Origin of the sequence: Actibacterium naphthalenivorans, from assembly GCF_014196965.1 — a bacterium.
Classification (GTDB): Bacteria; Pseudomonadota; Alphaproteobacteria; order Rhodobacterales; family Rhodobacteraceae; genus Actibacterium_A; species Actibacterium_A naphthalenivorans.
Window position 1 is genome coordinate 342998 of sequence record NZ_JACIEQ010000003.1, and the last position, 24134, is coordinate 367131.

Annotated in this window: 23 protein-coding genes; 19 read left to right on the forward strand and 4 right to left on the reverse strand. The window is 64.6% G+C overall.

All coding sequences use genetic code 11. The features are described from left to right. The first annotated feature begins 46 nt into the window (after positions 1-46). From GGR17_RS12995 to hisC, 14 genes are all read left to right on the forward strand, one after another. A complete protein-coding gene (locus tag GGR17_RS12995; protein ID WP_054539939.1) occupies positions 47-739 on the forward strand; it encodes an NIPSNAP family protein in 693 nt (230 codons plus the stop codon). Between the two features lies 1 nt (position 740). Beyond that, positions 741-1727: a VOC family protein gene (locus GGR17_RS13000; protein ID WP_054539940.1), complete on the forward strand. Its 987-nt coding sequence runs from the start codon at positions 741-743 to the stop codon at positions 1725-1727. Further along, complete coding sequence (locus GGR17_RS13005) at positions 1724-2452, forward strand: SDR family NAD(P)-dependent oxidoreductase (protein WP_054539941.1); 729 nt, start codon at positions 1724-1726, stop codon at positions 2450-2452. The genes GGR17_RS13000 and GGR17_RS13005 overlap by 4 nt, the downstream gene beginning before the upstream one ends. A gap of 42 nt (positions 2453-2494) precedes the next feature. Further along, positions 2495-3337, forward strand: coding sequence for a fumarylacetoacetate hydrolase family protein (locus tag GGR17_RS13010; RefSeq protein WP_054539942.1), 843 nt, complete (start codon positions 2495-2497; stop codon positions 3335-3337). Between the two features lie 74 nt (positions 3338-3411). Beyond that, positions 3412-4107, forward strand: coding sequence for a GntR family transcriptional regulator (locus tag GGR17_RS13015; RefSeq protein WP_054539943.1), 696 nt, complete (start codon positions 3412-3414; stop codon positions 4105-4107). Between the two features lie 111 nt (positions 4108-4218). Continuing rightward, positions 4219-5865, forward strand: a complete 1647-nt coding sequence (locus GGR17_RS13020) for an FAD-dependent monooxygenase (protein ID WP_054539944.1) — start codon at positions 4219-4221, stop codon at positions 5863-5865. 420 nt (positions 5866-6285) lie between these two features. Next, on the forward strand, positions 6286-7110 hold the full coding sequence (locus GGR17_RS13025; protein WP_054539945.1) for a transporter substrate-binding domain-containing protein: 825 nt from the start codon (positions 6286-6288) through the stop codon (positions 7108-7110). Between the two features lie 101 nt (positions 7111-7211). After that, positions 7212-7856, forward strand: coding sequence for an amino acid ABC transporter permease (locus tag GGR17_RS13030; protein ID WP_054539946.1), 645 nt, complete (start codon positions 7212-7214; stop codon positions 7854-7856). Between the two features lie 34 nt (positions 7857-7890). Further along, on the forward strand, positions 7891-8550 hold the full coding sequence (locus GGR17_RS13035) for an amino acid ABC transporter permease (protein ID WP_054539947.1): 660 nt from the start codon (positions 7891-7893) through the stop codon (positions 8548-8550). Between the two features lies 1 nt (position 8551). Beyond that, the gene (locus GGR17_RS13040; protein ID WP_037206338.1) at positions 8552-9340 is read left to right on the forward strand and encodes an amino acid ABC transporter ATP-binding protein; all 789 of its coding nucleotides are present in this window, start codon (positions 8552-8554) and stop codon (positions 9338-9340) included. Positions 9341-9343: 3 nt separating this feature from the next. Then, a complete protein-coding gene (locus GGR17_RS13045; protein ID WP_054539948.1) occupies positions 9344-10075 on the forward strand; it encodes a UTRA domain-containing protein in 732 nt (243 codons plus the stop codon). 6 nt (positions 10076-10081) lie between these two features. After that, positions 10082-11014 carry a LysR family transcriptional regulator gene (locus GGR17_RS13050; protein ID WP_054539949.1) on the forward strand — a complete coding sequence of 311 codons (933 nt, stop codon included), beginning with the start codon at positions 10082-10084 and terminating at the stop codon, positions 11012-11014. Between the two features lie 97 nt (positions 11015-11111). After that, a complete protein-coding gene (speB, locus tag GGR17_RS13055) occupies positions 11112-12071 on the forward strand; it encodes an agmatinase (protein ID WP_054539950.1) in 960 nt (319 codons plus the stop codon). A 92-nt stretch (positions 12072-12163) separates the two neighbouring features. Beyond that, a complete protein-coding gene (hisC, locus tag GGR17_RS13060; protein WP_054539951.1) occupies positions 12164-13267 on the forward strand; it encodes a histidinol-phosphate transaminase in 1104 nt (367 codons plus the stop codon). A 2-nt stretch (positions 13268-13269) separates the two neighbouring features. On the opposite strand, the gene GGR17_RS13065 is transcribed toward hisC, so the two are convergent. Next, positions 13270-14607, reverse strand: a complete 1338-nt coding sequence (locus GGR17_RS13065) for a formimidoylglutamate deiminase (RefSeq protein WP_328705648.1) — start codon at positions 14605-14607, stop codon at positions 13270-13272. A gap of 130 nt (positions 14608-14737) precedes the next feature. On the opposite strand from GGR17_RS13065, the gene hutI reads away from it, so the two are divergent. From hutI to GGR17_RS13090, 5 genes are read left to right on the forward strand one after another with little or no spacing between them, the layout of a single operon-like run. Beyond that, on the forward strand, positions 14738-15931 hold the full coding sequence (gene hutI, locus GGR17_RS13070; protein ID WP_235974489.1) for an imidazolonepropionase: 1194 nt from the start codon (positions 14738-14740) through the stop codon (positions 15929-15931). Beyond that, positions 15924-17453 (forward strand): histidine ammonia-lyase, encoded by a 1530-nt coding sequence (gene hutH / locus GGR17_RS13075; protein WP_054539953.1) that lies wholly within the window; start codon positions 15924-15926, stop codon positions 17451-17453. Before hutI ends, hutH begins: the two co-directional genes overlap by 8 nt. Beyond that, positions 17453-18244, forward strand: coding sequence for an N-formylglutamate deformylase (gene hutG, locus GGR17_RS13080; RefSeq protein WP_054539954.1), 792 nt, complete (start codon positions 17453-17455; stop codon positions 18242-18244). Before hutH ends, hutG begins: the two co-directional genes overlap by 1 nt. 12 nt (positions 18245-18256) lie before the next feature. Beyond that, positions 18257-19954, forward strand: a complete 1698-nt coding sequence (hutU, locus tag GGR17_RS13085; RefSeq protein ID WP_054539955.1) for a urocanate hydratase — start codon at positions 18257-18259, stop codon at positions 19952-19954. Beyond that, positions 19951-20508: a HutD/Ves family protein gene (locus tag GGR17_RS13090; protein WP_054539956.1), complete on the forward strand. Its 558-nt coding sequence runs from the start codon at positions 19951-19953 to the stop codon at positions 20506-20508. The genes hutU and GGR17_RS13090 overlap by 4 nt, the downstream gene beginning before the upstream one ends. Here GGR17_RS13090 and GGR17_RS13095 read toward each other — a convergent pair. From GGR17_RS13095 to GGR17_RS13105, 3 genes are all read right to left on the reverse strand, one after another. Continuing rightward, positions 20486-21250: a UTRA domain-containing protein gene (locus GGR17_RS13095; protein WP_082386685.1), complete on the reverse strand. Its 765-nt coding sequence runs from the start codon at positions 21248-21250 to the stop codon at positions 20486-20488. The genes GGR17_RS13090 and GGR17_RS13095 overlap by 23 nt on opposite strands. A gap of 118 nt (positions 21251-21368) precedes the next feature. After that, on the reverse strand, positions 21369-22739 hold the full coding sequence (locus GGR17_RS13100) for an FAD-binding oxidoreductase (protein ID WP_054539958.1): 1371 nt from the start codon (positions 22737-22739) through the stop codon (positions 21369-21371). A gap of 26 nt (positions 22740-22765) precedes the next feature. Next, the gene (locus tag GGR17_RS13105) at positions 22766-24124 is read right to left on the reverse strand and encodes an LLM class flavin-dependent oxidoreductase (protein ID WP_054539959.1); all 1359 of its coding nucleotides are present in this window, start codon (positions 24122-24124) and stop codon (positions 22766-22768) included. Positions 24125-24134 lie beyond the last annotated feature (10 nt).

Consider the following 24134-nt stretch of genomic DNA (forward strand, 5'->3'; position numbering starts at 1 on the left):
GTGACGGCCCCCGGACATTCACCGACCGAAGGGAGGCGGGCAAGACATGAGCACTGATATATACGAGCTACGCATTTACACGATCGCCGTCGGCCGGACGCAGGACATGGCCGACAGGTTCCGCAATGATCTATCCGTCCTGTTTCCCCGGCACGGCGTCCGCATCGTCGGCAGCTGGACCGCGTTTTCCGGCCCGCAGATCCCCACGTTCGTCTACCTGATGCGCTGGGTGTCGCTGGAGGAGCGGGACGCGGCCTTTGCCGGGTTCGTGCAGGATCCGGATTGGCAGGAGGCCCGCGACCGGACGAATGCCGGTTCGGAACTTGTCGAACATTTCGATATCCGCTTCATGCGCGCCCTCACCGAGCCGCAGATCGCGGCGCCGATGGACCTGAGCGCGGGCGGGATCTACGAACTGACCCTCCAGCCGAGCGCCAACGGGCGCACCGCCGATATGCAGGAAGATTTCATACATCATGATCTCGCCGCGCGTGCGCGATGCGGCGGCACATTGAACGCGGTCTTTCTGGCCATGACCGGGCCGCGCCTGCCGCTGATGGTGTCCCTGATGCACTGGCCGGATGCACAGACTCATGCGGCGGCGCTGTCACGCGTCGATGCCGATCCGGCGTTGACGGCGCGGCGGCAGGACCAGACCCGAAGCTTGGGGCGCCCGATCCTTGATCAGTCCCAAACATACCTGATGCATCCGCTGGATATAGACTGGACAGGGGCCTGACATGCGGGGGGACATCATCGCACTGGGCTATATAGGCGTCCGGTCGGGCCTGCTGGAAGACTGGGGCCAATTTGCCTCCGGCTTGCTGGGAATGCAGTCGGTCGACCGGGGCGCGGGCCAAGCGTCCTTTCGCATGGATGACCGGAAACAGCGGTTGCTTGTGCTGGACGAACCGGGCGACACGCTCGCCTTTCTGGGGTTCGAAGCCGCCTCGCCGGAGGCCCTGGATCGCATCGCCGCCCGGCTTGAGAACGCCGGCACCCGCGTGGCACGCGCGTTCAGGGATCTGTGCGCACGCCGTTTCGTCACCGACCTGCTGGCCTTCGACGATCCGGCTGGCAACCATGTGGAACTGTTCTTCGGGCCGGAAACCACGTCCGACCCTTTCGTGCCGGGCCGGCCCATTTCCGGGTTCAAGACCGGCCCCCTGGGGATGGGGCATGTGGTGCTGAAATCGCCCTCGGTCGATTTACTGGTGCCGTTCTACCGGGACGTGCTGGGCTTTGCGGTCTCTGATTTCGGACGCACCCCCTATCCACTTTATTTCTTCCACCTGAATGAACGGCATCACAGTTTTGCAATGGTGGGCGCTGCGGCCTCGGGGTTGCATCATTTCATGGTGGAATTCGGCGCTCTGGACGATGTCGGGCAGGGATATGACCTGGCCCTGCTGGAAGAGGGCCGCATCGCCTATACGCTCGGGCGGCACACCAATGATTACATGACCTCCTTCTACGCCCACTCCCCGTCCGGCTTTTTCGTGGAGAACGGATGGGGCGGGCGCCTGATCGATCCGAATACATGGGAACCGCATGAGACCTTCGATGGCCCCAGCTTCTGGGGGCACGACCGCACCTATATGGAGGAACCGCAGCGCAAACGGCTTGAGGAGATGCGGCTCAGTGCGGCCGCGCACGGCAAACAGGCCCCGCCCATGATTGATTGTCCTTGGCTGTGGCAGACCCTGGACAGGGCGGGCGGACAATGACACGTAATGTAATCATTACCGGAGGCGGCGCGGGAATCGGGCGAGCGACGGCGCTGGCCTTTGCGGCGCAGGGAGATCACGTCATCATTGCAGAGCGTGACGCGACCGCCGGTGAAAGCGTCGCGAAAGAGATCAAGGCAAGCGGCGGCAGCGCGGCGGCCATCCGGGTTGATGTGACCATACCCGCGGATCTTGATCGGCTGGCCGAGACGGCGGGGCGGGCGGATGTTCTTGTAAACAATGCCGGGATCTTCGGGATTAAACCGTTTTTCGATATCGTCGCCGATGATTTTCGCCGAACCTACGAGGTCAATGTCGTGTCGGTGTTCGAGCTGACCCGCCGCCTTGCCCCGCAGATGCCAGAGGGGGCTGCCATCGTGAACATCTCGTCGCGGTCCATTCAAGGTGCGATGAATTATGCCCACTACATTGCATCCAAATCCGCTATTGTCGGACTTACCCGCGCGATGGCGCTGGAACTGGCGGACCGCCGGATCCGGGTCAACGCGGTATCGCCCGGCGCGATCAAGACCGAAATGCTGGCCTCGCGCCCGGACACGGACTTTGCCGGAATGTTGAAACATCAACCGCTTGGACGGTTGGGCGAGCCGGAAGACATCGCCGCATCCATCGTCTTCCTGGCCTCGCCGGGCGCCAGCTTCATCACCGGTCAATTGCTGGCTGTAGATGGCGGGCGGTCCTTGGGCGGACCATACGGGTTCTGATGCAGACAAGGCCGGAAACACGAAAATGACAAGGAACCATATATGAAACTGATTTCATTCTCTCGGAACGGGCAGGACAGCTGGGGCGCCGTCGAGGGCGACAAGGTGGCCGATCTTGGCCATCTCGCGCCGGATCTGAAATCGGGCCTGACGATGGATATCTCCGCTGCCCTGGCGCAAGCGCCTCGCCATGCGCTCGACAGCCTCACCTTTCTGCCCGTCATACCCAATCCCGGAAAAATCTTCTGCATCGGCATCAACTACACCACCCATATCTCGGAAACCGGGCGGGATTTTCCGACGAAACCGGTGATCTTCATGCGCGTCGCCGAATCCCAGCAGGGGCATCTGCAGCCGCTGCTCCGCCCGCAGGAATCCGAGCAATTCGACTTCGAGGGAGAGTTGGCCGTCGTCATCGGCAAGCCGATCCGCCGCGTCACACCGGAAGACGCGCTGGATGCAGTGGCGGGCTACAGCTGCTACAATGACGGATCCGTCCGTGACTGGCAGCGCCACTCCAGCCAGTTCGCTCCCGGCAAGAACTTCTTTCGTACCGGCGGGTTCGGCCCCTGGCTGGTCACAGCCGACGAGGTGCCGGACCCGTCCACGCTGCACCTGACGACCCGGCTGAATGGTGATGTCATGCAAGAGGCGCCCATCTCCGACCTGGTGTTCGGAGTGCGCGAGCTGATCTCCTATTGCTCCACGTTCACACCATTGGCCCCCGGCGACGTGATCGTTACCGGGACGACCGGCGGCGTCGGGGCCTTCCGAGACCCGAAGGTCTGGATGGCGCCGGGAGATCAGGTTGAGGTTGAAATTTCGGGGATCGGCACCCTAGTCAACTTCATCGCGGATGATGACACCCGCTCCGCCGCGTCTTAACAAGGGAGCAGATTTTACCGACGGAACCACGGCACTCGAACATGAAAAACCAATCGAATACACGGACACGACAAATGGCAATCCGCCGTGGCGGACTGGCGGAGCATGTGTATTCCCACATCAAGGAACTGCTTCTTGATGGAAAATTCGATCACGGCGAGAGCATTCCCGTCGAGAGGATCACCGAGGAGCTATCCGTCAGCCGTCAACCCGTCATGGATGCCTTGAAACGTTTGTCCATCGAAGGGTTCCTGGTGATCCTGCCGCAAATCGGCTGCCGCATCCGCGAGTACGAGCCTAACGAGATTACCGATTTCTTTCTTCTTTTTGCCGAAGGCGAAGCGCTGATCGCAGAGCTTGCAGCAAAACGTTCCGACGCGGCGGATATCGCCAAACTCAGCGCGATTTCCTTTCAGATCGGAGAATTGCGCGGCGCCGATCTGTCCGTAACTCAGCTCAATCAGAATTACCGCGTGCTGAACCGGAAGCTGCATTTCGAAATGCGCCAGGCGGCGCGGTCCGCGCCCATTGCGGAGGTGGTGGAAAACCTCGGCGACCGGAGCGATTTTTTTGTCGCCGCTTCCGCGCGACCGATTTTCTCGGACAGGCTGGAGTCGGCCCATGAGGAACACGAAGCAATTCTTGACGCCATTCGCAAAGGCGACCCCGATCAGGCGCGCGCGGTGATGAAACAGCACATCCTGCACATTGAAGAACGCATCAACGGCCCCGAACGGGCACCGGATGCGGCCGGCAAAATCAAAGCTTAAGGAGCAGCCGTGACATGAGAACACTCTTCGGACTTTTTTGGCGTTTTTCTGACATTCTAGAATGCGACTGGGGCGTATTATTTTACTTCACGTCATCGAGGGTTTCGAAAGATGTTTGATTTCGATGTGGTAATCTCGGGCGCAGGACCTGTTGGAATGACCCTGGCCCTCGATCTGGGCAAGCGCGGCATTCGTACGCTGATCGTCGAGCGTAACGAAACAACGACCCGCCACCCCAAGATGGACATCACCAATGCTCGCAGCATGGAGATTTTCCGCCACCTCGGCATCGCGGAAGAGCTGCGCGCGGTCGCCGTCCCGGAATCGCATCCGTTCGATGTCTCGTGGATCACGGGGTTCACTGGGCACGAACTTTACCGTTTCGCCTATCCGAGCGCGGCAGAAATGCGGGTGCGTATCCGCGAATGCAACAACGGCAGCCAAATGCGCGAACCGCCCATGCGCGTGTCTCAAACAGAAATCGAACCGGTCTTGAGAACGGCATTGGAACGCGAGCCGTTGGTCGATCTGCGATTTTCCACTGCCTACGAAGCTTTTTCCGAACGGGAAGATCACGTCGAAGTAACCGTAGCCGATACCACGACCGGCGACGCGCACCGCTACACCTGCCGCTATCTGGTCGGCTGCGATGGTGGCGGCAGCAGGGTGCGTCGCCACCTTGGTATCGGCTTGCAGGGTCAGGCGAATATCATGGAGCGGTTCATGACACATTTCCGTTCGCCCGAACGTGAGCTGCTGCAGCGCTGGGGCATCGCTTGGCACTATCAGTCACCCTACGGAACATTGATCGCGCAGAATGACCGCGACATCTGGACACTGCATTCCCGCTTCGGCGCGGAAGGACCGGGAAAGAGCGATCCCAAGGCCCTTGTCCGCAAATTCGTCGGACGTGACATCGACTGCGAAATCCTCGTGGCGAACGAATGGTCGCCGCATCTTCTGGTGGCCGACAGCTATGGCGGTGGTCGCGTTTTCCTGGCCGGGGATGCGGCGCATCAGTACATTCCGACGGGCGGATACGGCATGAATACCGGGATCGGCGACGCTTCCAATCTGGGATGGAAACTGGCCGCGGTGATCGACGGGATTGCATCCCCTGCCCTTCTGAACAGCTACAGCCTGGAGCGACGGCCCGTCGGGCTGCGCAATTGCGACGCGGCGGGCCAGAACAATCAAGTGCGCCAGGATATTTCCGCGCTCTATACGCCAGATATCTTCGAAGACACCGAGGCCGGAGCCGCCCAACGTAGCCGCGCTACAGCCAGGATCGCCGAAATCGGAAATCTTGAAAACGAGGCCTGGGGAATCGAGCATGGCTTTACCTATGCTGGTTCTCCCGCGATCTGGCCCGAGAAAAGCCCCGCCCCAGACTGGGACCCTGCGCGCTATGTGCCTACCACGCGGCCGGGCGCGCGACTGCCAAGCCTCTTTCTGCCTGATGGCACGGCAATCTACGATATGCTCGGACCGTGGTTCACGCTTCTGGTTTTCGGGGGCGCCGATCCTGGAGACTTTACGAGCGTCGCGAAACGGCTCGGCGTGCCGTTGAAAATTGTCACCGCCGACGGCGCCGATGTTCCGGAGTGTTATGAAAGCCCGTTGGTTCTGGTGCGGCCCGATCTGCACGTCGCCTGGCGCGCGACGGGCGAAGCGGCCACCCCGGAGGCAGTGCTCCTGCGCGCGTTGGGGCACGGCAATCCGGCCACGGCAGCCAGACCGGGGCTAGCTTCGCCTTAAACTGATCGAATTCGCGGGCACCCCCGGACATCTGAAGGCGACGTGACGACAACGGCGGCGCGGCGTGCCCGTCTGACGTCGCCAATCACGCTCAGGGTGTTTCTATCATTCCTCGCCGATCCTGGTCCCAAGCTCGTGAAGGCGCCGCGTGAGTCGCGCAGCCTGTGCTATGATTGCCGCCACCACTGCAGCGCCGCTTTCCCAAATCCGCACGCCAGCCCTAAATCACGTAAATTTTGTGCATACACCCTGGAATATGGTGAACTTCCGATCAGTCACCCGCGAATCCCATCCCGCAAGCGTCGGGGCTTTGAGACTCGGCTCATTTGTATACACATATAGCCAGGCCCGCCGAAGAGCGGCCCGATGACAGACCACAAACAGCTTTTGCCCCGCTCGGGGCGCACAGGGAGCATGCTCATGCGCAAACACTTTCTTGCGGCCCTTGCCGGTGCCGCTCTGACCCTTGGTTCCACCATGATCGCCCAGGCCGAAGACGCGCTGGACCGGGTCATGGCCGCCGGCGTGCTGAAGGTCGGCACAGAGACCGCCTTTGCCCCGTTCGATTTCATTGACGCAGGCACCCATACCGGCCTCAACGTCGAGGTTTTCGAAGAGATCGCCAAGGATATGGGCGTCGAACTGGAATGGATCACTCTGGACTGGACCGGCGTGCTGCCCGGTCTCGAGGCCGGTCGTTTTGACGTGGTCGCCGGCCCCGCCACCATCACCCAGGCGCGGATGGAACGCTATCGCTTCTCCTCGCCCATCGCCGAGGCCACGGTTGCCATTCTGGCCTGCGCCAAATGCGAGATCGAAAAGCCCGAGGACATCGGCGGCAAGCCGGTCGGGTCGGGCACCGGCACCGCTCAGCTCGCCCAGCTTCAGGCCTTTGCCGAAACCCTGCCGACCCCTCCGTCGGACATCAAGGAATACGTCTCCTTCAACGAATCCTACGCGGACCTTGCCGCCGGCCGGATCGAAGCCGTTGCGAATTCCCTGCCCAACATCGCCTTCGTGGCCAGCCAGCGCCCGGAAGTCTTCAAAGTGGTCAAGCCCGCATTCGGCACGCCCACCTATTTCGGCTACCCCGGCCGGATCGAGCCGGAATACGCCACGCTGATGGACAAGATCGACGAAATCCTGCTGGCCATGAAGGCCGACGGCCGCATGGGGACATTGCAGGAAAAATGGTTCGGCACCGTCTTCGACATGCCCGACTACGTGACCGAGCCGAATATCTGACCTGACGTTCAGATAAGGTGCGGCCGGGGGTGGGAGCGTGTCCCCTCCCTGTCCCGGTCGCGCCGCCCTTTCCGCCCCCCCCTTTCAGCCGAAACGAGACCATGACCTGGCAACTCTTTGAATTGCTTCTCAAGGCATCTGTGATGACGATCTTCGTCAGCAGCATCTCGATCCTTTTGGGGCTGGGTTTCGCCATCCTGCTGTCGGCCATGCGGATGTCGGGCAATCTGGTGCTGATCAACTTCGCGCGGGTGTTCATCTCGTTCTTCCGCGGCGTGCCGCTTCTGGTGCAGCTTCTGCTGATCTTCAATCTGCTTCCCGCGCTGGGGCTGAGCCTGTCAAGCCTGGCAACGGCGCTGATCGGCCTGTCACTGTGCACCGCCGCCTATCAGGCGGAGAACCTGCGCGGCGGTTTCGAAGGTGTGCCCCCCGGCCTGATCGAAAGCGCCGAAATGGCGGGGTTTTCCCCGACCCAGACCTTCCTTCATATCCGCACGCCCATCGCCTTGCGCATGACCTTTCCGGCGCTGGTCAATGAGGCGATCCTGATCCTGAAGGCCTCGTCGCTGGTTTCGGTGGTCGGCCTGATCGAGCTGACCAAGATGGCCCAGAACCTTGCCGCCTCCACCTATATGCCGCTGCCGATCTTTGCGTCCGCCGGGCTGATCTATCTGGCGATCAACCTCGTGGTCGCCGCGATCGGGCGCCGGGCCGAAGTCGCGCTTCCGGGATTGCCCGCCAAATGAACGGGCCCGCCCCCCTTCGGTTTCGAGGCCGCCCATGAATTTCGATTTCGCCGTCATTCTCGCCAAGGGCCCGCAAATCATCGCCGGGCTGGGCGTCACGATCCTGATCTGGATCGTGGGCACGATACTGGCCGCCGCCATCGGGTTTCTCGTCGCCACCCTGCGCCGCTATGGCGGGCGACTGATGGACAAGCTGCTTTCTGTCCCGGTCGAGATCCTGCGGGGCACGCCGTTTCTGGTGCAGATCTTCCTGCTCTATTTCGGGGGGCCCTACATCGGCATCCGGCTTGATCCGATACCGGCCGGGCTGTTGGGGCTCAGCATCTACGGCGCAGCCTATTACGCCGAGATCTTCCGCGCCGGCTACAATTCCGTGCCCACCGGCCATGCCGAGGCCGCCGATTGCGTGGGGTTCACCCGGTTGCAGACCATCCTTTACGTTCAATTGCCGGAAATGGCGCTTCTGGTGTTGCCGCCCGCCAACAACATGGCGGTGATCCTGTTGAAGGAAACCGCGCTGCTATCGCTGATCACCGTTCCCGAAATGACCATGACGGTGCAGGCGATCGGCTCTCAGCAATATGCCTTTGTCGAAGCCATCGTGGTGCTGGCCCTTGTCTATTGGGGGCTGGTCGAGCTGTCCAATTTCCTTGGCCGGATCGCCGAACGCCGCCTGTCCAAACTGAGTAGCTGATATGACCACACCCGCCATTTCCGTGCAGAACGTCTCCAAACGCTATGGCGAGACGCTGGTCTTGCGGGACATCAATCTGGAAATCCCGCGCGGAGAGGTCACCTGCCTGATCGGCCCGTCCGGTTCGGGCAAGTCCACGCTCCTGCGCTGCATGGCCTTTCTGGAAGAGACCACCAGCGGCAGCATCCTGATCGAAGGGGAGCCGCTGGGGTTCATCGAAAAAGACGGAAAACGCCGCGCGCAAAGCCCGTCCGAGCTGCGCGCCACCCGCTCCAAGGTCGGCATGGTGTTCCAGCAGTTCAACCTGTGGCCGCATATGACGGCCCTCGGCAATGTCTCGGCCGCCTTGCGCCGGGTGCGAAAGATGCCTCGGAAAGAGGCCGAAGAGCGCGCCATGGCCCAGCTCACGAAGGTCGGGCTGGAAGATCGCGCGGGGCACTATCCTTCCCAGCTTTCGGGTGGTCAGCAACAACGGGTGGCGATCGCGCGGGCGCTGGCCCTGGACCCGACGATCATGCTGTTTGACGAGCCGACCTCGGCGCTGGATCCCGAACTCACCGGCGAGGTGCTGAACGTGATGCGCGCCTTGGCCGATGAGGGCATGACAATGGTGGCTGTGACCCATGAGATCGGCTTTGCCGCGTCTGTGGGCAACACTGTCTGCTTTCTCGATCAGGGCAAGTTGCTGTTCCATGATACGCCTGAAAAGGTGTTTGCCGCCCCGCGGCATCCGCGGCTGGAACAGTTTCTGGATACCTACCTGGACCGCGGCGCATCGATGCTGAAATAACCCATGGAAGACGACGGCCCGAGATCCGCACCCAAATCCCTGCACGAGACGATCCGGCATGATCTGGAAAGGCGAATCCTCTCCGGCGATTGGCCGCCCGGCTACAAGATCCCGTCGGAGCTGGATCTGAGCGAGATCTATGGCTGCTCCCGGATGACGGTGAACAAGGTCATGACCCAGCTCGCCGCGGCGGGGCTGATCCTCAGGCGGCGGCGCGTCGGCTCGGTGGTGCTGCCGCAAAAGTCGCTCAATGCGGTGCTGGAAATCCATGACGTGAAGGAAGAGGTCCTGTCGCGCGGCGGCTGGTACCGGCATCAGATCCTGAGCCGGCGATACGGCAGCGCGGGCAGGATCTGGCCCGGAGAGGCGCTTTCGGAGGAAGCGCCGGCCCTGCATGTCACCTGCCTGCATTTCAGTGACAACATGCCGTTCTGCCTCGAAGCCCGGATGATATTTCTGGATGCGGTGCCCGAGGCCAAAGCAGAGACCTTTACCGATACCGCGCCCGGCGTCTGGCTTCTGGAGCATGTGCCGTGGAGCGAGGCCGTCAACGAGATCGCTGCGGTGAATGCCGATGCGGCCCTGGCGGATCTGCTGAAGATCAGCCCCGGCGCCGCCTGCCTGACCATGACACGGCGGACATGGAAGAACGGCGAGGCGGTGACCATGGCAAGCTTTTCCTATCCCGGCGCGCAGCACAAGATGCAGGCCCGGTTCACCCCGGCCCACGGCTAGGGCGCGATGGCGGGGCCCGCTTACCTGCGCGCGATGGAATGCTTCGAGGCGGTCGGGCGGCGCGGCTCGATGCAGGCGGCGGCGGCAGAGCTGGGCGTATCGCCCGGTGCTGTCAGCCAGCAGGTGCGGCGGCTCGAAACCCATCTGGGCGTCACCCTGCTGGAGCGGCGCGGGCGCGGGCTGGTGCTGACCCGCTGGGGCAGGCTCTATCACACCGAACTGGCGGCGGGCTTCGCCCGGCTTTCCGGCGCCGATGATGCCTTGACCCGGGCGCGGGACAGCGAGACGCTGACCGTCAGCGGGTTGCCCACCCTTACCGCGAAATGGCTGGGCCGCAGCCTGTATGCCTGGGGCGATGAAAATACCGATTGGCCCCTTCGGCTGATCAGCAGCGAAGACACGCCGGATTTCGACCGGGACGGCGTGGATTTTGCAATGCTCCTGGGGCCGCCTGCCGCCGGCCACGCAGGCGCGGAGCTTTTCACCGATCAGGTGGTGCCTGCCTGTGCGCCGCATCTGGTGCAGGGGATGCCGTTGCAAGACCCCTCAGATCTGCTGCGCCTGCCCCGCTTGCAGATTCGGTGGAGCGCCCGCTATGACCGCTTCGATCCGCCAAGCTGGGAGCGGTGGGCGGCGCACCACGGCGTGGGGGGCACCCCGGCATCACCCGCCGTGCTCTGCTTTGCCCTGACCGCCACCGCCATCGACGCCGCCGTGGCCGGTCAGGGGGTGGTGCTGGGCCAGGTCGCCATGATGGCCCGCGAACTGGAAAGCGGCCAGCTTGTCGTGCCCTTTGAGCGTTGCCTGCCGCTGAGCGTGCCCTACAGCCTCTGCTGGTCTCGCGCGGCGTTGGAAAAGCCCGGCGGCGCGGCGCTTCGCGACTGGCTCCTGGCGCGGGGCCGTCAGCAGGCCGCGGCTTTGCGCAAAAGCCCGGGATGAACCGTGATGCCAACAGCCCAGCCTGAACGCCCAATATGACGAAACACAAACGGCTGCCCGGCAGCCCCGAGCACACTCCGAAAAAAGGAACACACCAATGTCCGATTTCACGCCCGTCTCCGGCTTCGACCTGCCCCGCTATGCCGGAATTCCGACCTTCATGCGCCTGCCCCTTGTGCCGCTCGACGATCCGCGCCTGAACGCTGTTCAGATCGGACTGATCGGCGTGCCGTGGGATGGCGGCACCACCAACCGCCCGGGCACCCGCCACGGGCCCAGAGCGCTGCGCGACGCCTCCACCATGATGCGTGCGCAGAACGGCAGTACGCGGTTGCGGCCCTTCGAGATGGTCAATTGCGCCGATCTGGGCGACGTGCCGCCCAACCCGGCCAGCCTTGAAAACAGCATGGCCAGGATCACCGAATTCTACGGGCAGGTGGTCAAGGCCGGGATCCGCCCCCTGACCGCCGGGGGCGATCACCTCAGCTCCTTGCCCATCCTGCGGGCCGTGGCCGGAGAGCCGCTCGGCTTCATCCAGTTCGACAGCCATACGGATCTGTTCGACAGCTATTTCGACGGGCAGAGGTATACCCATGGCACCCCTTTCCGCCGGGCGGTGGAGGAGGAGCTTCTGGACCCGAAGAAGATGGTCCAGATCGGCATTCGCGGCACCATGTACGACACCGAAGACCGCGATTTCGCCAAGGCAGTGGGCATCCGCATCATCGAGATCGGCGAATTCTTCGCGCGGGGCGTGCCCGATGTGATGGCCGAGGCGCGCGAGATTCTGGGCACCGGCCCGAGCTATGTGAGCTATGACATCGACTTCATCGATCCGGCCTTTGCGCCGGGGACAGGCACCCCCGAAGTGGGCGGCCCGAACACCTGTCAGGCCCTCGAAGTGGTCCGGGCGCTCTCGGGCGTGAACATCATCGGCGCCGACATGGTCGAGGTTTCGCCCCCCTTCGATCTGGGCGGGCTGACCGCGCTGGCGGGCGTATCGGTGATGTTCGAGCTGCTGTGCGTGATGGCCGAGGCAGTCAGATCCGGGGCCTGAGTGCCGGCGGGCGACGCCTCCCCCACCTCGATCTTGACTTGTCTATACATAAGTGATGCCCTCGACGCCAGAACGAGCCAACGGAGATCCCCATGCCCGCACCGAAATTCGCGCTGCGCCCCGAGCTTGCGGGTATCGGGCCCTATAATGCCGGTCTGGCGCTGGAGGATGTTGCGCGCCGCTGCGGCGGGCAGCCGATCGCGAAGCTGGCCTCGAACGAGAACCCTTTCGGTTTGCCCGCAGAAGCTCTTGCGGCAATGGGCGCGGCAATCAGAAACGCGCATCTCTATCCCGACCCGGAGGCCCGCGCGCTGGCCGGTCTGCTGGCGCGGCAGGCGGGTATTCCAGCAGAGCGAGTGATTTTCGGCGGCGGGTCGGAGGATCTGCTGAACGTGCTGGCGCGGGCCACCCTGCGCGCGGGGGATCAGGCCGTGACGCTCTACCCCTCATTCCCGCTGCACGAGGATTACGCGCGGATGATGGGGGCCGCTGTCGTCCGGGTCGGGCTGACCGAGGGCCGCGAGATCGACGTCGCGGCCTTGCTTGCCGCCGTGGCGCGCCCGGTTCGCCTGACAGTTCTGGCCAACCCGATGAACCCTGCGGGCCTGTGGCTGCACCCCGATGAGCTTGCCGCGCTGCTCCGGGCACAGCATCCTGAAAGTGTGCTGTGCCTGGATGAAGCCTATGTGGAATACGCTCTGGGCGCTGACTATCAGCCGGGAACCGAATTGCTGAAGGATCATGACAAGCCACTGCTCATATTGCGGACCTTCTCCAAGGCCTGGGGGCTTGCCGGGCTGCGGATCGGCTATGGTCTGTCGAATTGCGACGATCTGATCCGGGGCATGAACCTTGTCCGCACGCCTTTCAACGTCAACGCCGTTGCCCAGGCCGCAGCGCTTGCCGTCATCCGCCACCCCGAAGCCATGCGCGCCGCTGTCGTACGTACCCTTGAAGAGCGTGCCCGGATGACCGGCGCGCTGATCGGGCGCGGGCTGGAGGTTCTGCCATCGAAGGGCAATTTCCTGTTTGTCGACACTGGCAAGGCTTCGGTCGAGGTCGCCGACCGGCTGATCGACCATGGCGTGATCGTGAAACCGTGGAAACAGGCCGGCTATGAGACCTTCATTCGCGTGTCCGTGGGGTTGCCGCGCGAGAACGATCAGTTTCTGGAGGCGCTGGCCCAAAGCCTATAGGTTCAGGCCAGAACCCGCCCGAGCGCCTCGGCGAAGCGCATCTGAATGCGATCACGGCACACATGTCGCCCGTCCGTGACCACATGGCGCCCCCCCGCCCAGACATCGGAAACGGCCATGTCCCGGCCAAAGATCCAGCGGTCGAGCATCTGATCCCCTTCGGCGACGAGCGTCAGCGGATCGCAAAGCGCCACGAGATCCGCAGGCATCCCGGGCGCGATCACGGGCGGCGGCGCGTCGAGGGCCTGCGCGCCCCCGGTCAGGCTGGCCTCGAACAACCGCCGCCCGGTGGAACCGCCCTCTCCGGCCAGCATGTTTCGTGCGCGATGGAAAAGCCGCTGGCCGTATTCGAGCGTGCGCAACTCTTCGGCCACATCGATCCGGATATTTGAATCCGTTCCGATCGCGATCCGGCCGCCCTCGGCCAGATATGAAATCGCGGGAAACATCCCGTCGCCGAGATTGGCCTCGGTCACCGGGCACAGCCCTGCCACCGCGCCGGAAGACGCAATCGCGCGCCTTTCCTCATCAGTCAGATGGGTCGCGTGGATCAGGCACCAGTTCGCATCCACCGGCAGATTGTCCATCGCCCAGGCCACGGGGCGCTGACCATGAAAGGCCAGGCAATCCTCGACCTCCTTCATCTGCTCCGCGATATGGATATGGGTCTTTCGCCCGTGGAACGCTTGCGCAAGGCGGGCCAACTCTTCTTGGCTGGCCGCGCGCAGGGAATGCGGCGCATAGCCCACGCGATCCTGCGGCCGGGTCACCATCGCGTCACAGGCCTCGACCAGTTCGCCGAACGTGTCCAGCCCGTGCAGAAACCGCCGCTGGCCGTCATCGGCCTGAACCGGGCCGAAGCCGCCGTGCGCGTAGAAAACCGGCAAATGGGTCAGGGCGATCCCGGTCTCATGGGCCGCCGCGAAGATGCGCGCCGAGAGTTCCGCGGGATTGTCATAGAAGGAACCGTCGGTATCGTGATGCAGATAGTGAAACTCGCCCACCCGGGTATACCCCGCCTCCAGCATCTCCACATACGCCATCTCGGCCAACGCCTGCACATCCTCCGGCTGCACCGACAGGGCGAAGCGGTACATCATCTCGCGCCAGGTCCAGAAACTGTCGCGCCCGGCGCCGCGCCGCTCTGTCATACCTGAAAACCCGCGCTGGAACGCGTGGCTGTGGGCATTGGGCATGCCCGGCACAAGACAATCGACCGTCACATCGCCGTGGAATGGCGCTGCGCCTGTCTCAACACTCAGAACATGCCCGCCGTCCAACGTCAGGCGAATATTCGCCTGCCATCCGCCGGGCAGCAGGGCCTGCTTGGCAAAGATCATCATGCGCTCCTTCGCTCACATCGACATGGTGGACCTTGCCGGGGTGAAAATTCCACTTCCAAAGGGCCTGTTTTTATGTATATACTTATTTGTCGGAGACGCAATATCCAAGACGGATGGGGAGAGCGAGTTGCCGCAGAAACTGCTCTGGATCAACGCCCGGCTGGGCGAGGCGGCCGGCAGCACCGGGCCGCTGCAAGATATCCTTGTCGAAGACGGGCGCATCGCCGCCATCGCCCCGGCTCTGCCGCGGGACGGCGCCGGGACAATCGATTGTGAAGGCCGGCTTGTGACCCCCGCGTTCATAGATTGCCACACGCATCTGGTGCACGGCGGCGACCGGACGCAGGAATTCGAGATGCGGCTCGAAGGTGCCAGCTATCAGGACATCGCCCGCGCGGGTGGCGGGATCGTGTCTTCCATGCGAGCGACTCGTGCGCTTGATGTGGACGGGCTGATCGCCGCCTCGCTGCCCCGGCTCGACGCGCTTCTCGGCGAGGGCGTGTCCACCGTCGAGATCAAATCCGGCTACGGGCTGGAAATCGAAACCGAGCTGAACATGCTCCGCGCCGCCAGAAAGCTCGCCGAACTGCGCCCGGTGCGGATCCGCACGACCTGGCTCGCCGCTCATGCGATGCCGCCAGATTATCCGGGCGGAAAAACCGGATATATTCAGGACGTGGCCATCGCCGGGCTCGAGCGGGCCCATGCCGAGGGGCTGGTGGACGCGGTCGATGCGTTCTGCGAAGGCATCGCGTTTTCCGCCGCCGAAATAGAGCCGCTCTTCGCCCGTGCCGCCGCTCTGGGCCTGCCGGTCAAGCTGCATACCGAACAGCTCACCCGCTCTGGCGGAACCCTGCTGGCGGCCCGCTTCAATGCACTGTCGGTCGAACATTTCGAATATGCCACCGCCGAAGATGTGGCGGCGATCCGCGCTTCCGGCACTGTCGCCGTTCTTCTGCCCGGCGCGTTCTACATGCTGCGCGAAACCCGCAAGCCGCCGCTGGACGCGCTGCGAAAGGCCGGTGTGCCGATCGCGCTGGCCACCGATTGCAACCCCGGCACCTCGCCCGTCAGCTCGCTTCTTCTAACGATGAACATGGGGGCCGTTCTTTTCGGCATGACCGTGGCCGAATGTCTGGACGGCGTCACGCGCCACGCCGCCCGCGCGCTTGGCCTTGCCGGGGAAACCGGGCGCATGGCGCCGGGCATGTCCGCCGATTTCACCGTCTGGAACGCCGAGACGGCGGCGCAACTGGTGGGCCGGCTCGGGCTGAACCCCATGCATTCGCGTGTTTTCCAAGGGACCGTCACACATGACTGAAACGCTCACACCCGGCACGGTGACGCTCGACACCCTTGCCCGCATCTATTGGGAGCAATGCGAGGTAACCCTGTCGGGGGATGCCCGTCCTGGGATCGAACGCGCCGCCGCCCGTATCGCCGAAGTGGCCGCCGGCGATGCACCCGTCTATGGCGTGAATACCGGCTTCGGCAAGCTCGCCTCGATCCGGATCGCCGCCAAAGACGTTGCCACGCTGCAGCGGAACCTGATCCTCAGCCATTGCTGCGGCGTGGGCGAACCGCTGCCCCCCGAGATCGTGCGCCTGATCATGGTGCTGAAGCTGATGTCGCTGGGCCGGGGCGCATCGGGCGTGCGGCCCGAGCTTGTGGCCCTGCTGGAAGGAATGCTGGCCAGGGGTGTGCTGCCGGTGATCCCCGAAAAGGGATCGGTCGGGGCCTCGGGCGATCTGGCGCCTCTTGCGCATATGGCGGCGGTGATGATCGGCGCCGGCGAGGCTCAGCTGAACGGTGATCGTCTGCCGGGCGCCGAGGCGCTGGCCCGTGCCGGGCTGGCCCCGATCGAGCTGTCGGCGAAAGAGGGGCTGGCGCTGATCAACGGCACCCAGGTCTCTACCGCGCTGGCACTGGCCGGGCTTTTCCGGGCCACCCGCGCCGTGCAGGCCGCCATCGTGACCGGGGCGCTTTCCACCGACGCGGCCATGGGATCGACCGCGCCCTTCCGTGCGGAAATACATAGCCTGCGCGGCCATGCCGGCCAGATCGAGGTGGCCGCGGCCCTGCGCGCGCTGCTGAACGGCTCCGACATCCGCGAAGCCCACCGCGACGATGACGAACGCGTGCAGGATCCCTACTGCCTGCGCTGTCACCCCCAGGTGACCGGCGCCTGCCTGGATCTGCTCAGGCAATGCGCCCGGACCCTGCAAATCGAAGCCAATGCCGCCACGGACAACCCGCTGGTCCTGTCCGACGGCGCCGTCGTGTCGGGCGGGAATTTCCATGCCGAACCGGTGGCCTTCGCCGCCGACCAGATCGCGCTTGCCGTGGCCGAGATCGGCGCCATCGCCCAGCGGCGGATCGCCATGCTGGTGGACCCGGCGCTGAGCTATGGCCTGCCCGGCTTCCTGTCGCCCAAGCCGGGGCTGAATTCCGGGCTCATGATCGCCGAGGTAACTTCGGCCGCGCTCATGAGCGAGAACAAACAGCTCGCCCATCCCGCCAGCGTCGACAGCACCCCGACCTCGGCCAATCAGGAAGATCACGTTTCCATGGCCTGCCACGGGGCGCGGCGGCTGTTGCAGATGACCGGAAACCTTTTTCATATCATCGGCATCGAGGCGATCACGGGCGCGCAGGGGATCGCGCTGCGCGGCCCTCTCAGCACCTCGCCCGCGCTGAGCGCGGCCATCGCGACGCTGCGGGGCGGGGTCGCGGAACTGGGCGATGACCGTTTCATGGCCCCGGATCTGGAAGCCGCCGCGCAACTCGTGCAAAGCGGCGCGCTGGCCGATAGCGCGGGCCTCGACCTGCCGGGGGTCTTCTGATGCATCCCGTGACCGTAACGCGCGGCGACAGCCCCCTGGTGCTGGGCTTCCCCCACACCGGAACCTGGGTGCCGGACGCCATCCGTGCCGAGATGAACGCCGAAGGGCTGACCCTGCGCGACACGGATTGGCATGTGGATGCGCTCTACCGCGATCTGGTGCCCGGGGTGACGGCGGTGGCGGCCAATTTCCACCGCTATGTGATCGACGCCAACCGCGATCCCGGCGGGGCCAGCCTCTATCCCGGCCAGACCACCACCGGGCTGGTGCCCATAACCACCTTCGACAACGCCCCCATCTGGAACAGCCCGCCCGACGCCGCCGCCATTGCCGCGCGGCTGGCCAGATGGCACGCCCCCTACCATGCCGCGCTGCAGGCAGAACTGGCGCGCGTGCGTGCCCTTCACGGCGTGGCGATCCTGTATGATTGTCACTCTATCCGCTCGGTGATCCCCTGGCTTTTCGAGGGTACGCTGCCGGATTTCAATATCGGCGACAACGGCGGCGCCACCTGCGATCCCCTTGTCACCGCCGCTCTGCGCCGCCACTGCGACGCCTCGGGCCGCACGACCGTGACCAACGGCCGGTTCAAGGGCGGCTGGACGACGCGCCACTACGGCCGGCCCGAAACCGGCATTCACGCGATCCAGATGGAGCTTGCCCAATCCACCCATCTTGCGCTGGAAGAGCCGGATTTCGCGCTCGACCCGGCCAAGGCAGAGCAGTTGCGCGCCACTCTCAAACCCATCCTGCAAGACCTGATCGACCTTGCGCCACAGATCCCGCGCTAGAAGGACCCCGCCATGACCGACCCCCGCCATAATATCCGCGATGTATTCCCCCCCACCGGAACCGAACTGACCTGCAAAAGCTGGCAGACCGAGGCGCCGATGCGGATGCTGATGAACAACCTGCACCCGGATGTGGCCGAAAACCCGCATGAGCTGGTGGTTTACGGCGGTATCGGGCGCGCCGCCCGCACGTGGGAGGATTTCGACGCGATCGTGGGCGCCCTGCGCGAGCTGGAAGCCGATGAAACGCTGATCGTCCAGTCGGGCAAGCCAATCGCCGTGATCCGCACCCATGCGGACGCACCGCGGGTGCTGATCGCCAATTCGAACCTCGTGCCCCACTGGGCCAACTGGGATCATTTCAACGAACTCGATAAGAAGGGCCTGATGATGTACGGCCAGATGACCGCCGGGTCCTGGATCTACATCGGCACCCAGGGCATCGTGCAGGGTACCTACGAGACCTTCGCCGAGGCGGGGCGTCAGCACTATGGCGGCGACCTGACCGGCAAATGGATCCTCACCGGCGGCCTGGGCGGCATGGGCGGGGCGCAGCCGCTGGCGGCGGTGATGGCCGGGGCCTGCTGTCTGACGGTCGAATGCGACGAGACCCGCGCCGATTTCCGCATCCGCACCCGTTACTGCGACGAGAAAGCCCATTCGCTGGACGCGGCGCTGGCGATGATCGGCCGCTGGACGGAGGCGGGCGAGGCGAAATCGGTCGCGCTCATCGGCAATGCCGCCGACATCTTCCCCGAGATCCTGCGCCGCATGCAGGCGGGCGAACCCCTGCCCAATGGCCGCCCCGACATCGTGACAGACCAGACATCGGCCCATGACCCGCTGCACGGCTATCTGCCCAGGGGCTGGAGCGTCGCCGACTGGCGCGCGCGGCAGGAAACGGCGCCCAAGGAGGTCGAGGCCGCGGCACGCGCGTCGATGAAAGAGCACGTGGCCGCCATGGTCGGGTTCTGGTCGGCGGGCGTGCCGACGCTGGATTACGGCAACAATATCCGCCAAGTCGCCAGGGACGAGGGGCTGGAGGATGCCTTCGCCTTCCCCGGCTTCGTGCCCGCCTATATCCGCCCGCTGTTCTGCAAGGGCATCGGCCCGTTCCGCTGGGCGGCGCTGTCGGGCGACCCGGAAGACATCTACAAGACCGATCAGGCGATGAAAGAGCTCTTTCCCGAAAACACCCATCTGCACCGCTGGCTCGACATGGCGCGCGAACGGATCGCCTTTCAGGGCCTGCCGTCGCGGATCTGCTGGATCGGCCTTGGCGACCGACACCGGGCGGGGCTGAAATTCAACGAGATGGTGGCCTCGGGCGAACTGAAAGCCCCGGTGGTGATCGGGCGGGATCACCTCGACGCGGGCTCCGTCGCCTCGCCCAACCGTGAAACCGAGGCGATGCGCGATGGCTCCGACGCGGTGTCGGACTGGCCGCTTCTGAACGCGCTGGTCAACACGGCCAGCGGCGCGACCTGGGTCAGCCTGCACCATGGCGGCGGCGTCGGCATGGGCTTTTCCCAGCATGCGGGCGTGGTGATCTGCGCCGACGGCACGCGCGGGGCCGCGAAACGGCTGGAGCGGGTGCTGTGGAACGATCCGGCCTCGGGCGTCTGGCGCCACGCGGATGCGGGCTATCCCGAGGCGATCGCCTGCGCCCGTGAACACGGGCTGAAACTGCCCCGCATTCTGGGCACATGATCCCCCTGCACAGGACGGCAGAGCGCCGCTTCGCCCCGTGGAAAAACGGCGGCGGGCAAACCGCCGAAATCCTGAGCATGCCACACGGCGCCGGGTTCGAGGATTTTCACTGGCGGATCAGCACCGCCAGGATCGCGCAATCAGTGCCGTTTTCGACCTTTCCCGGCGTCTCTCGATCGCTGACAGTGCTGGAAGGTGGCCCGATGACGCTCGAATTCGCCGACGGCTCGCGGATCACCACCGGGGCGGGCAGCGGCCCGGCGGTCTTTTCCGGCGCGGCGCCCTGCCACGCGGTCGTGCCGGGCGGGGCCCTTCTTGTACTGAACGTCATGGTCCGCGCGCCCCATGCCTGCGCTGTCTGGCGGGCGTCCGGCGCGCCTTGTCAGCCAGACGCCTCCGTCGCGCGCTATCTTCTGGCCTGCGCGGATATCCCGCCCCTGGGCATGGTGCGCCACGACCTGGCCACGCTCGCGCCGGATCTGGACGTGCCGGAAGGTGTGACCGGCGACAATGGCCTGATCGTCGATATCCTCAGGACTCCGGGCGCGGGTTGAGCCCCTCGCCCCCTGCCCGGGCTTCGAACTCCGCGACCAGTTGATGCGCCTCGCCCGGATAGAGAAACCGGGCACAGGTCACCCAATCGGCGTCGATCTTCGTTTCCCGCAGGATTTCGAGACAGGCCGCGCCGACCGGCAGTTCCAGCAATTTCGCCTCTTCGCCCTGGGCGTTGATCGCCCGGACCTGATGGCGCGCGGTGCTCCACGGCATGGTTTTCAAAAGCCAGCTTCCCGGCACCTCGGCGGCGAAATTGATATCGCAAGCCTGCGGCACAACGCTCAGGTTGATGGCCCGGGTCTCGAGGCAGAAGGGGGCATCATCGGCGAAATGGACGCCCTGAAGATACAGAACCTCGTCTTCGATCACCTCCCGCCGGATGCCGAACCGCCGCAAATCCGCCTGATCCAGATGGCGCCGTTCACAGCGCCCCAGCGCCCAGCGATAGCTGCGCCCGAGCGCTGCCACCTCATCGCCGATATTGTTGATCTCAAGCACCGCCGATTGCGCCCGCGCCCGTGCCACGAAGGTTCCGCTGCGCTTGCGGCGGATGACGTACCCTTCCACCGCAAGCTGCGTCAGAACCTTGTTCATGGTCATGCGCGAGACGCCGTAGCTTTCGGCCAGATCGGTTTCTCTGGCCATCTGATGCCCGGGTCGCCACACGCCATCGACGATCTTTTTCCGGATATCCTCGAGAATTCTGGAGTGGAGCGTTTCTGTCGAGCGTGTCGAAGCCATGCTGGCGCATATACCTTAAGTCTGAGTGGACGAGCGGCTGCCGATCCGGGGCGTGATGGGCCGCAAGATCCCTCATCCATCCGAATATGTACAGACATGTCGGCGCGGGCGGCACCCCCTAAAGATCGAAAATCTTGCCGGGGTTCAGGATGCCCTTGGGGTCGACGGCCTGTTTCAGCCGCCGCATCAGGCCGAGGGCGGCGCCATGCTCCGCCTCCATGAAGGCTTTCTTGCCCAGCCCGACGCCATGCTCGCCCGTCGCCGTTCCGCCATGGTCCAGCGCCATCTCCACCAGCCGGGCGTTCAGCCGGCGCACCGCTTCCTGCTCGTCCGGTTTCTCCGGATTGAACAGCATCACCAGATGGAAATTCCCGTCCCCCACATGGCCGTGTAGCGGGGCGACGACACCCGCCGCCGCGATCTCGGCCTCTATCCGGGCGATGATCCCCGGCAGTTCCGAGACAGGCACGCAGACATCCGTGGAAAGGCTCTTGCAGCCCGGGCGCAGCGCCCGCGCCGCATAAAGCGCCGAATGCCGCAATGCCCAGAGCGCGGAGTATTCCTCCGGCGTCCGGCAGGGCCGTGCCGCCGCGCCGTGATCCGCGGCCAGCGCGCCGAACATTTCCAGATCGGCGGCCACCTGCGCCCCGGACCCGGCCATTTCGATCATCAAGGTCGCCGTCTCGGGGTGCTCGGTGCCGTTATAGGCGTTGATTGCCCGCATCTGCAGCCCGTCCAACAGCTCGATCCGGTTCAGGCAGAGCCCGCCTTGCAGCGCCTCGAGCACGGTTTCGGTCGCCCCGGCGATATCGGTGAAGCTGTACATCCCGGCCCGCACGGCCTCGGGGATGCCGGTCAGGCGCAAGGTCAGCTCGGTGATGATGCCCAGCGTTCCTTCGGACCCGACAAAAAGCGCGGTCAGATCATAGCCCGAGGCGGATTTGCGCGCCCGCCCCCCTGTCTGGATCACCTCACCGTCGGGCAGGACCACCGTCAGACCCAGCACACGGTCGCGCATGGTTCCGTGGCGCACCGTCATGGTGCCCGAGGCGCGGGTCGAGGCCAGCCCGCCGATGGTGGCGTGCGCGCCCACGTCGATGGGCAGAAACAGCCCCGTGTCGCGCAGATGCCCGTTCAGGGCCTGGCGCGTTACCCCCGCCTCAACGGTCGCATCCATATCCGCAGCGCTGACCCGCAGAATCCGGGTCAGGCGGGTCAGGTCGATGCACAGCCCGCCCTTCACCGCCTGTGTCTGCCCCTCGATCGACGAGCCGTGGCCGAAGGCCACCACCGGAAACCCGTGCGCGTTGCAGATCGCCAGCGCCGCCGAGACATCCGCGGTGGTCTCGGCAAACAGCACCGCATCAGGCGGCGCGGCGGGGTGCCAGCCATCCCCGGCGCCGTGCTGGTCGCGCATCGCCTGCCCGGTCTCGATACGCGCGCCGAATCTTGCGGTAAGGTCTGACAGGGCGGGATGGGTCATTGGCATCTCCAGACGCTTGCGGGCATGGCGCCCTATCCCGCCGCGGTCCCGCGCGCCAGCGTATAGCGGTTTTCCGGCCAGCTCAGCCCGAGGTTTTCCCGCAGGGTCGCGCCTTCATACGCCTCGCGGAACAGCCCCCGGCGCTGCAGTTCGGGCACCACCAGCCGGGTGAAATCCTCGAGGCTCGCAGGCAGCGTCGGGCACATCAGGATAAAGCCGTCGGCGGCCTCGGCCTCGAACCATTCCTGCATGAAATCCGCGACCTCCATGCAAGACCCGGTCAGCCCGTTGCCGGTATGCTTCCGCGCGTAATGGGTGATCAGCTCGCGCAGCGTGTGGCCCTGGGTGACGAATTCCCTCACCTCTTCGAACATGGCGACCGAACCCTTGGCCTTTTCCGGCATCCGCTCCATCGGGAACGGCGCGTCCAGATCCGAGCCGTGCAGATCGGTTTCAAGGAATTCCTGCAGCATCAGCAGGCCCACCTCGGGATGCATCAGGTCGACCATCTCGCGCGCCCGCGCCTCGCCCTCTGCGCGGGTCTCGCCCACGTTGATCACGATTCCCGGCATGATTTTCAGGTCGCCGGGGTCGCGCCCGTATTTCGCCATGCGCGATTTGACGTCCTTGTAGAAGGCCCTGTTCTTGTCGATGTTCGAAGCCAGCGAAAAGACAATCTCCGCCGTCCGGGCCGCCAGTTCGCGCCCCCGCTCCGACCCGCCGGCCTGGGCGATTACCGGGCGCCCCTGCGGGGTACGGGCGATGTTCAGCGGCCCGCGCACCTGAAAATGGGGGCCGGCGTGATCAAGCTGATGCAGCTTGGTGTGATCATGATAGAGACCGTTTTCCCGGTCCAGCAGCAGGGCGTCATCTTCAAAGCTGTCCCACAGGCCGAACACCACGTCGAGAAACTCCTCGCCCCGGTCATACCGGTCGGCATGGGGATCGAGCCCTTGGCGGTTGTAGTTATAGCCGGTCTCGTCATGGTCCGACGTGACCACGTTCCAGCAGATCCGCCCGCCCGAGATATGGTCGGCGGAGGCATAGAGCCGGGCGATGTTGTAAGGTTCGTAGTAGCTGGTCGAGGCGGTGGCGACGAAGCCCAGGTTTTCGGTCACCATGCTCAGCGCGGTGATGGCGGTGATCGGCTCGAACCGGTTCATCTTGGTGGGCTGGCGGGCCAGTGCCTCGGGGTGGCCCACGGCCGCCGCCGGGCTGTCGGCGAAAAACATGAAGTCGAACTTCGCCGCCTCCGAGACCGTGGCCACCTTGGCCAGATGGGCAATATCATTGGCCCCGTTCACATCCGATCCCGGATGCAGCCAGGCCGCCGGGTGGAACCCGAAGGTGTAGACGAAAGTGCCGAGCTTGAGTTTGTCCGTCCGGGCCATCTGCGCGTTC

Bases quoted from the DNA above. Each gene is read 5' to 3' on its own strand.
- GGR17_RS13090 (WP_054539956.1), top strand. From the start codon at position 19,951: ATGATCCCCCTGCACAGGACGGCAGAGCGCCGCTTCGCCCCGTGGAAA.
- hutH (WP_054539953.1), top strand. From the start codon at position 15,924: ATGACTGAAACGCTCACACCCGGCACGGTGACGCTCGACACCCTTGCC.
- GGR17_RS13005 (WP_054539941.1), top strand. From the start codon at position 1,724: ATGACACGTAATGTAATCATTACCGGAGGCGGCGCGGGAATCGGGCGA.
- GGR17_RS13000 (WP_054539940.1), top strand. From the start codon at position 741: ATGCGGGGGGACATCATCGCACTGGGCTATATAGGCGTCCGGTCGGGC.
- hisC (WP_054539951.1), top strand. From the start codon at position 12,164: ATGCCCGCACCGAAATTCGCGCTGCGCCCCGAGCTTGCGGGTATCGGG.
- GGR17_RS13105 (WP_054539959.1), bottom strand. From the start codon at position 24,124: ATGGCCCGGACGGACAAACTCAAGCTCGGCACTTTCGTCTACACCTTC.
- GGR17_RS13020 (WP_054539944.1), top strand. From the start codon at position 4,219: ATGTTTGATTTCGATGTGGTAATCTCGGGCGCAGGACCTGTTGGAATG.
- GGR17_RS13050 (WP_054539949.1), top strand. From the start codon at position 10,082: ATGGCGGGGCCCGCTTACCTGCGCGCGATGGAATGCTTCGAGGCGGTC.
- GGR17_RS12995 (WP_054539939.1), top strand. From the start codon at position 47: ATGAGCACTGATATATACGAGCTACGCATTTACACGATCGCCGTCGGC.
- GGR17_RS13100 (WP_054539958.1), bottom strand. From the start codon at position 22,739: ATGCCAATGACCCATCCCGCCCTGTCAGACCTTACCGCAAGATTCGGC.
- hutU (WP_054539955.1), top strand. From the start codon at position 18,257: ATGACCGACCCCCGCCATAATATCCGCGATGTATTCCCCCCCACCGGA.
- GGR17_RS13015 (WP_054539943.1), top strand. From the start codon at position 3,412: ATGGCAATCCGCCGTGGCGGACTGGCGGAGCATGTGTATTCCCACATC.
- GGR17_RS13065 (WP_328705648.1), bottom strand. From the start codon at position 14,607: ATGATCTTTGCCAAGCAGGCCCTGCTGCCCGGCGGATGGCAGGCGAAT.
- GGR17_RS13030 (WP_054539946.1), top strand. From the start codon at position 7,212: ATGACCTGGCAACTCTTTGAATTGCTTCTCAAGGCATCTGTGATGACG.
- GGR17_RS13095 (WP_082386685.1), bottom strand. From the start codon at position 21,250: ATGGCTTCGACACGCTCGACAGAAACGCTCCACTCCAGAATTCTCGAG.
- GGR17_RS13035 (WP_054539947.1), top strand. From the start codon at position 7,891: ATGAATTTCGATTTCGCCGTCATTCTCGCCAAGGGCCCGCAAATCATC.
- GGR17_RS13010 (WP_054539942.1), top strand. From the start codon at position 2,495: ATGAAACTGATTTCATTCTCTCGGAACGGGCAGGACAGCTGGGGCGCC.
- GGR17_RS13025 (WP_054539945.1), top strand. From the start codon at position 6,286: ATGCGCAAACACTTTCTTGCGGCCCTTGCCGGTGCCGCTCTGACCCTT.
- GGR17_RS13040 (WP_037206338.1), top strand. From the start codon at position 8,552: ATGACCACACCCGCCATTTCCGTGCAGAACGTCTCCAAACGCTATGGC.
- hutG (WP_054539954.1), top strand. From the start codon at position 17,453: ATGCATCCCGTGACCGTAACGCGCGGCGACAGCCCCCTGGTGCTGGGC.
- speB (WP_054539950.1), top strand. From the start codon at position 11,112: ATGTCCGATTTCACGCCCGTCTCCGGCTTCGACCTGCCCCGCTATGCC.
- GGR17_RS13045 (WP_054539948.1), top strand. From the start codon at position 9,344: ATGGAAGACGACGGCCCGAGATCCGCACCCAAATCCCTGCACGAGACG.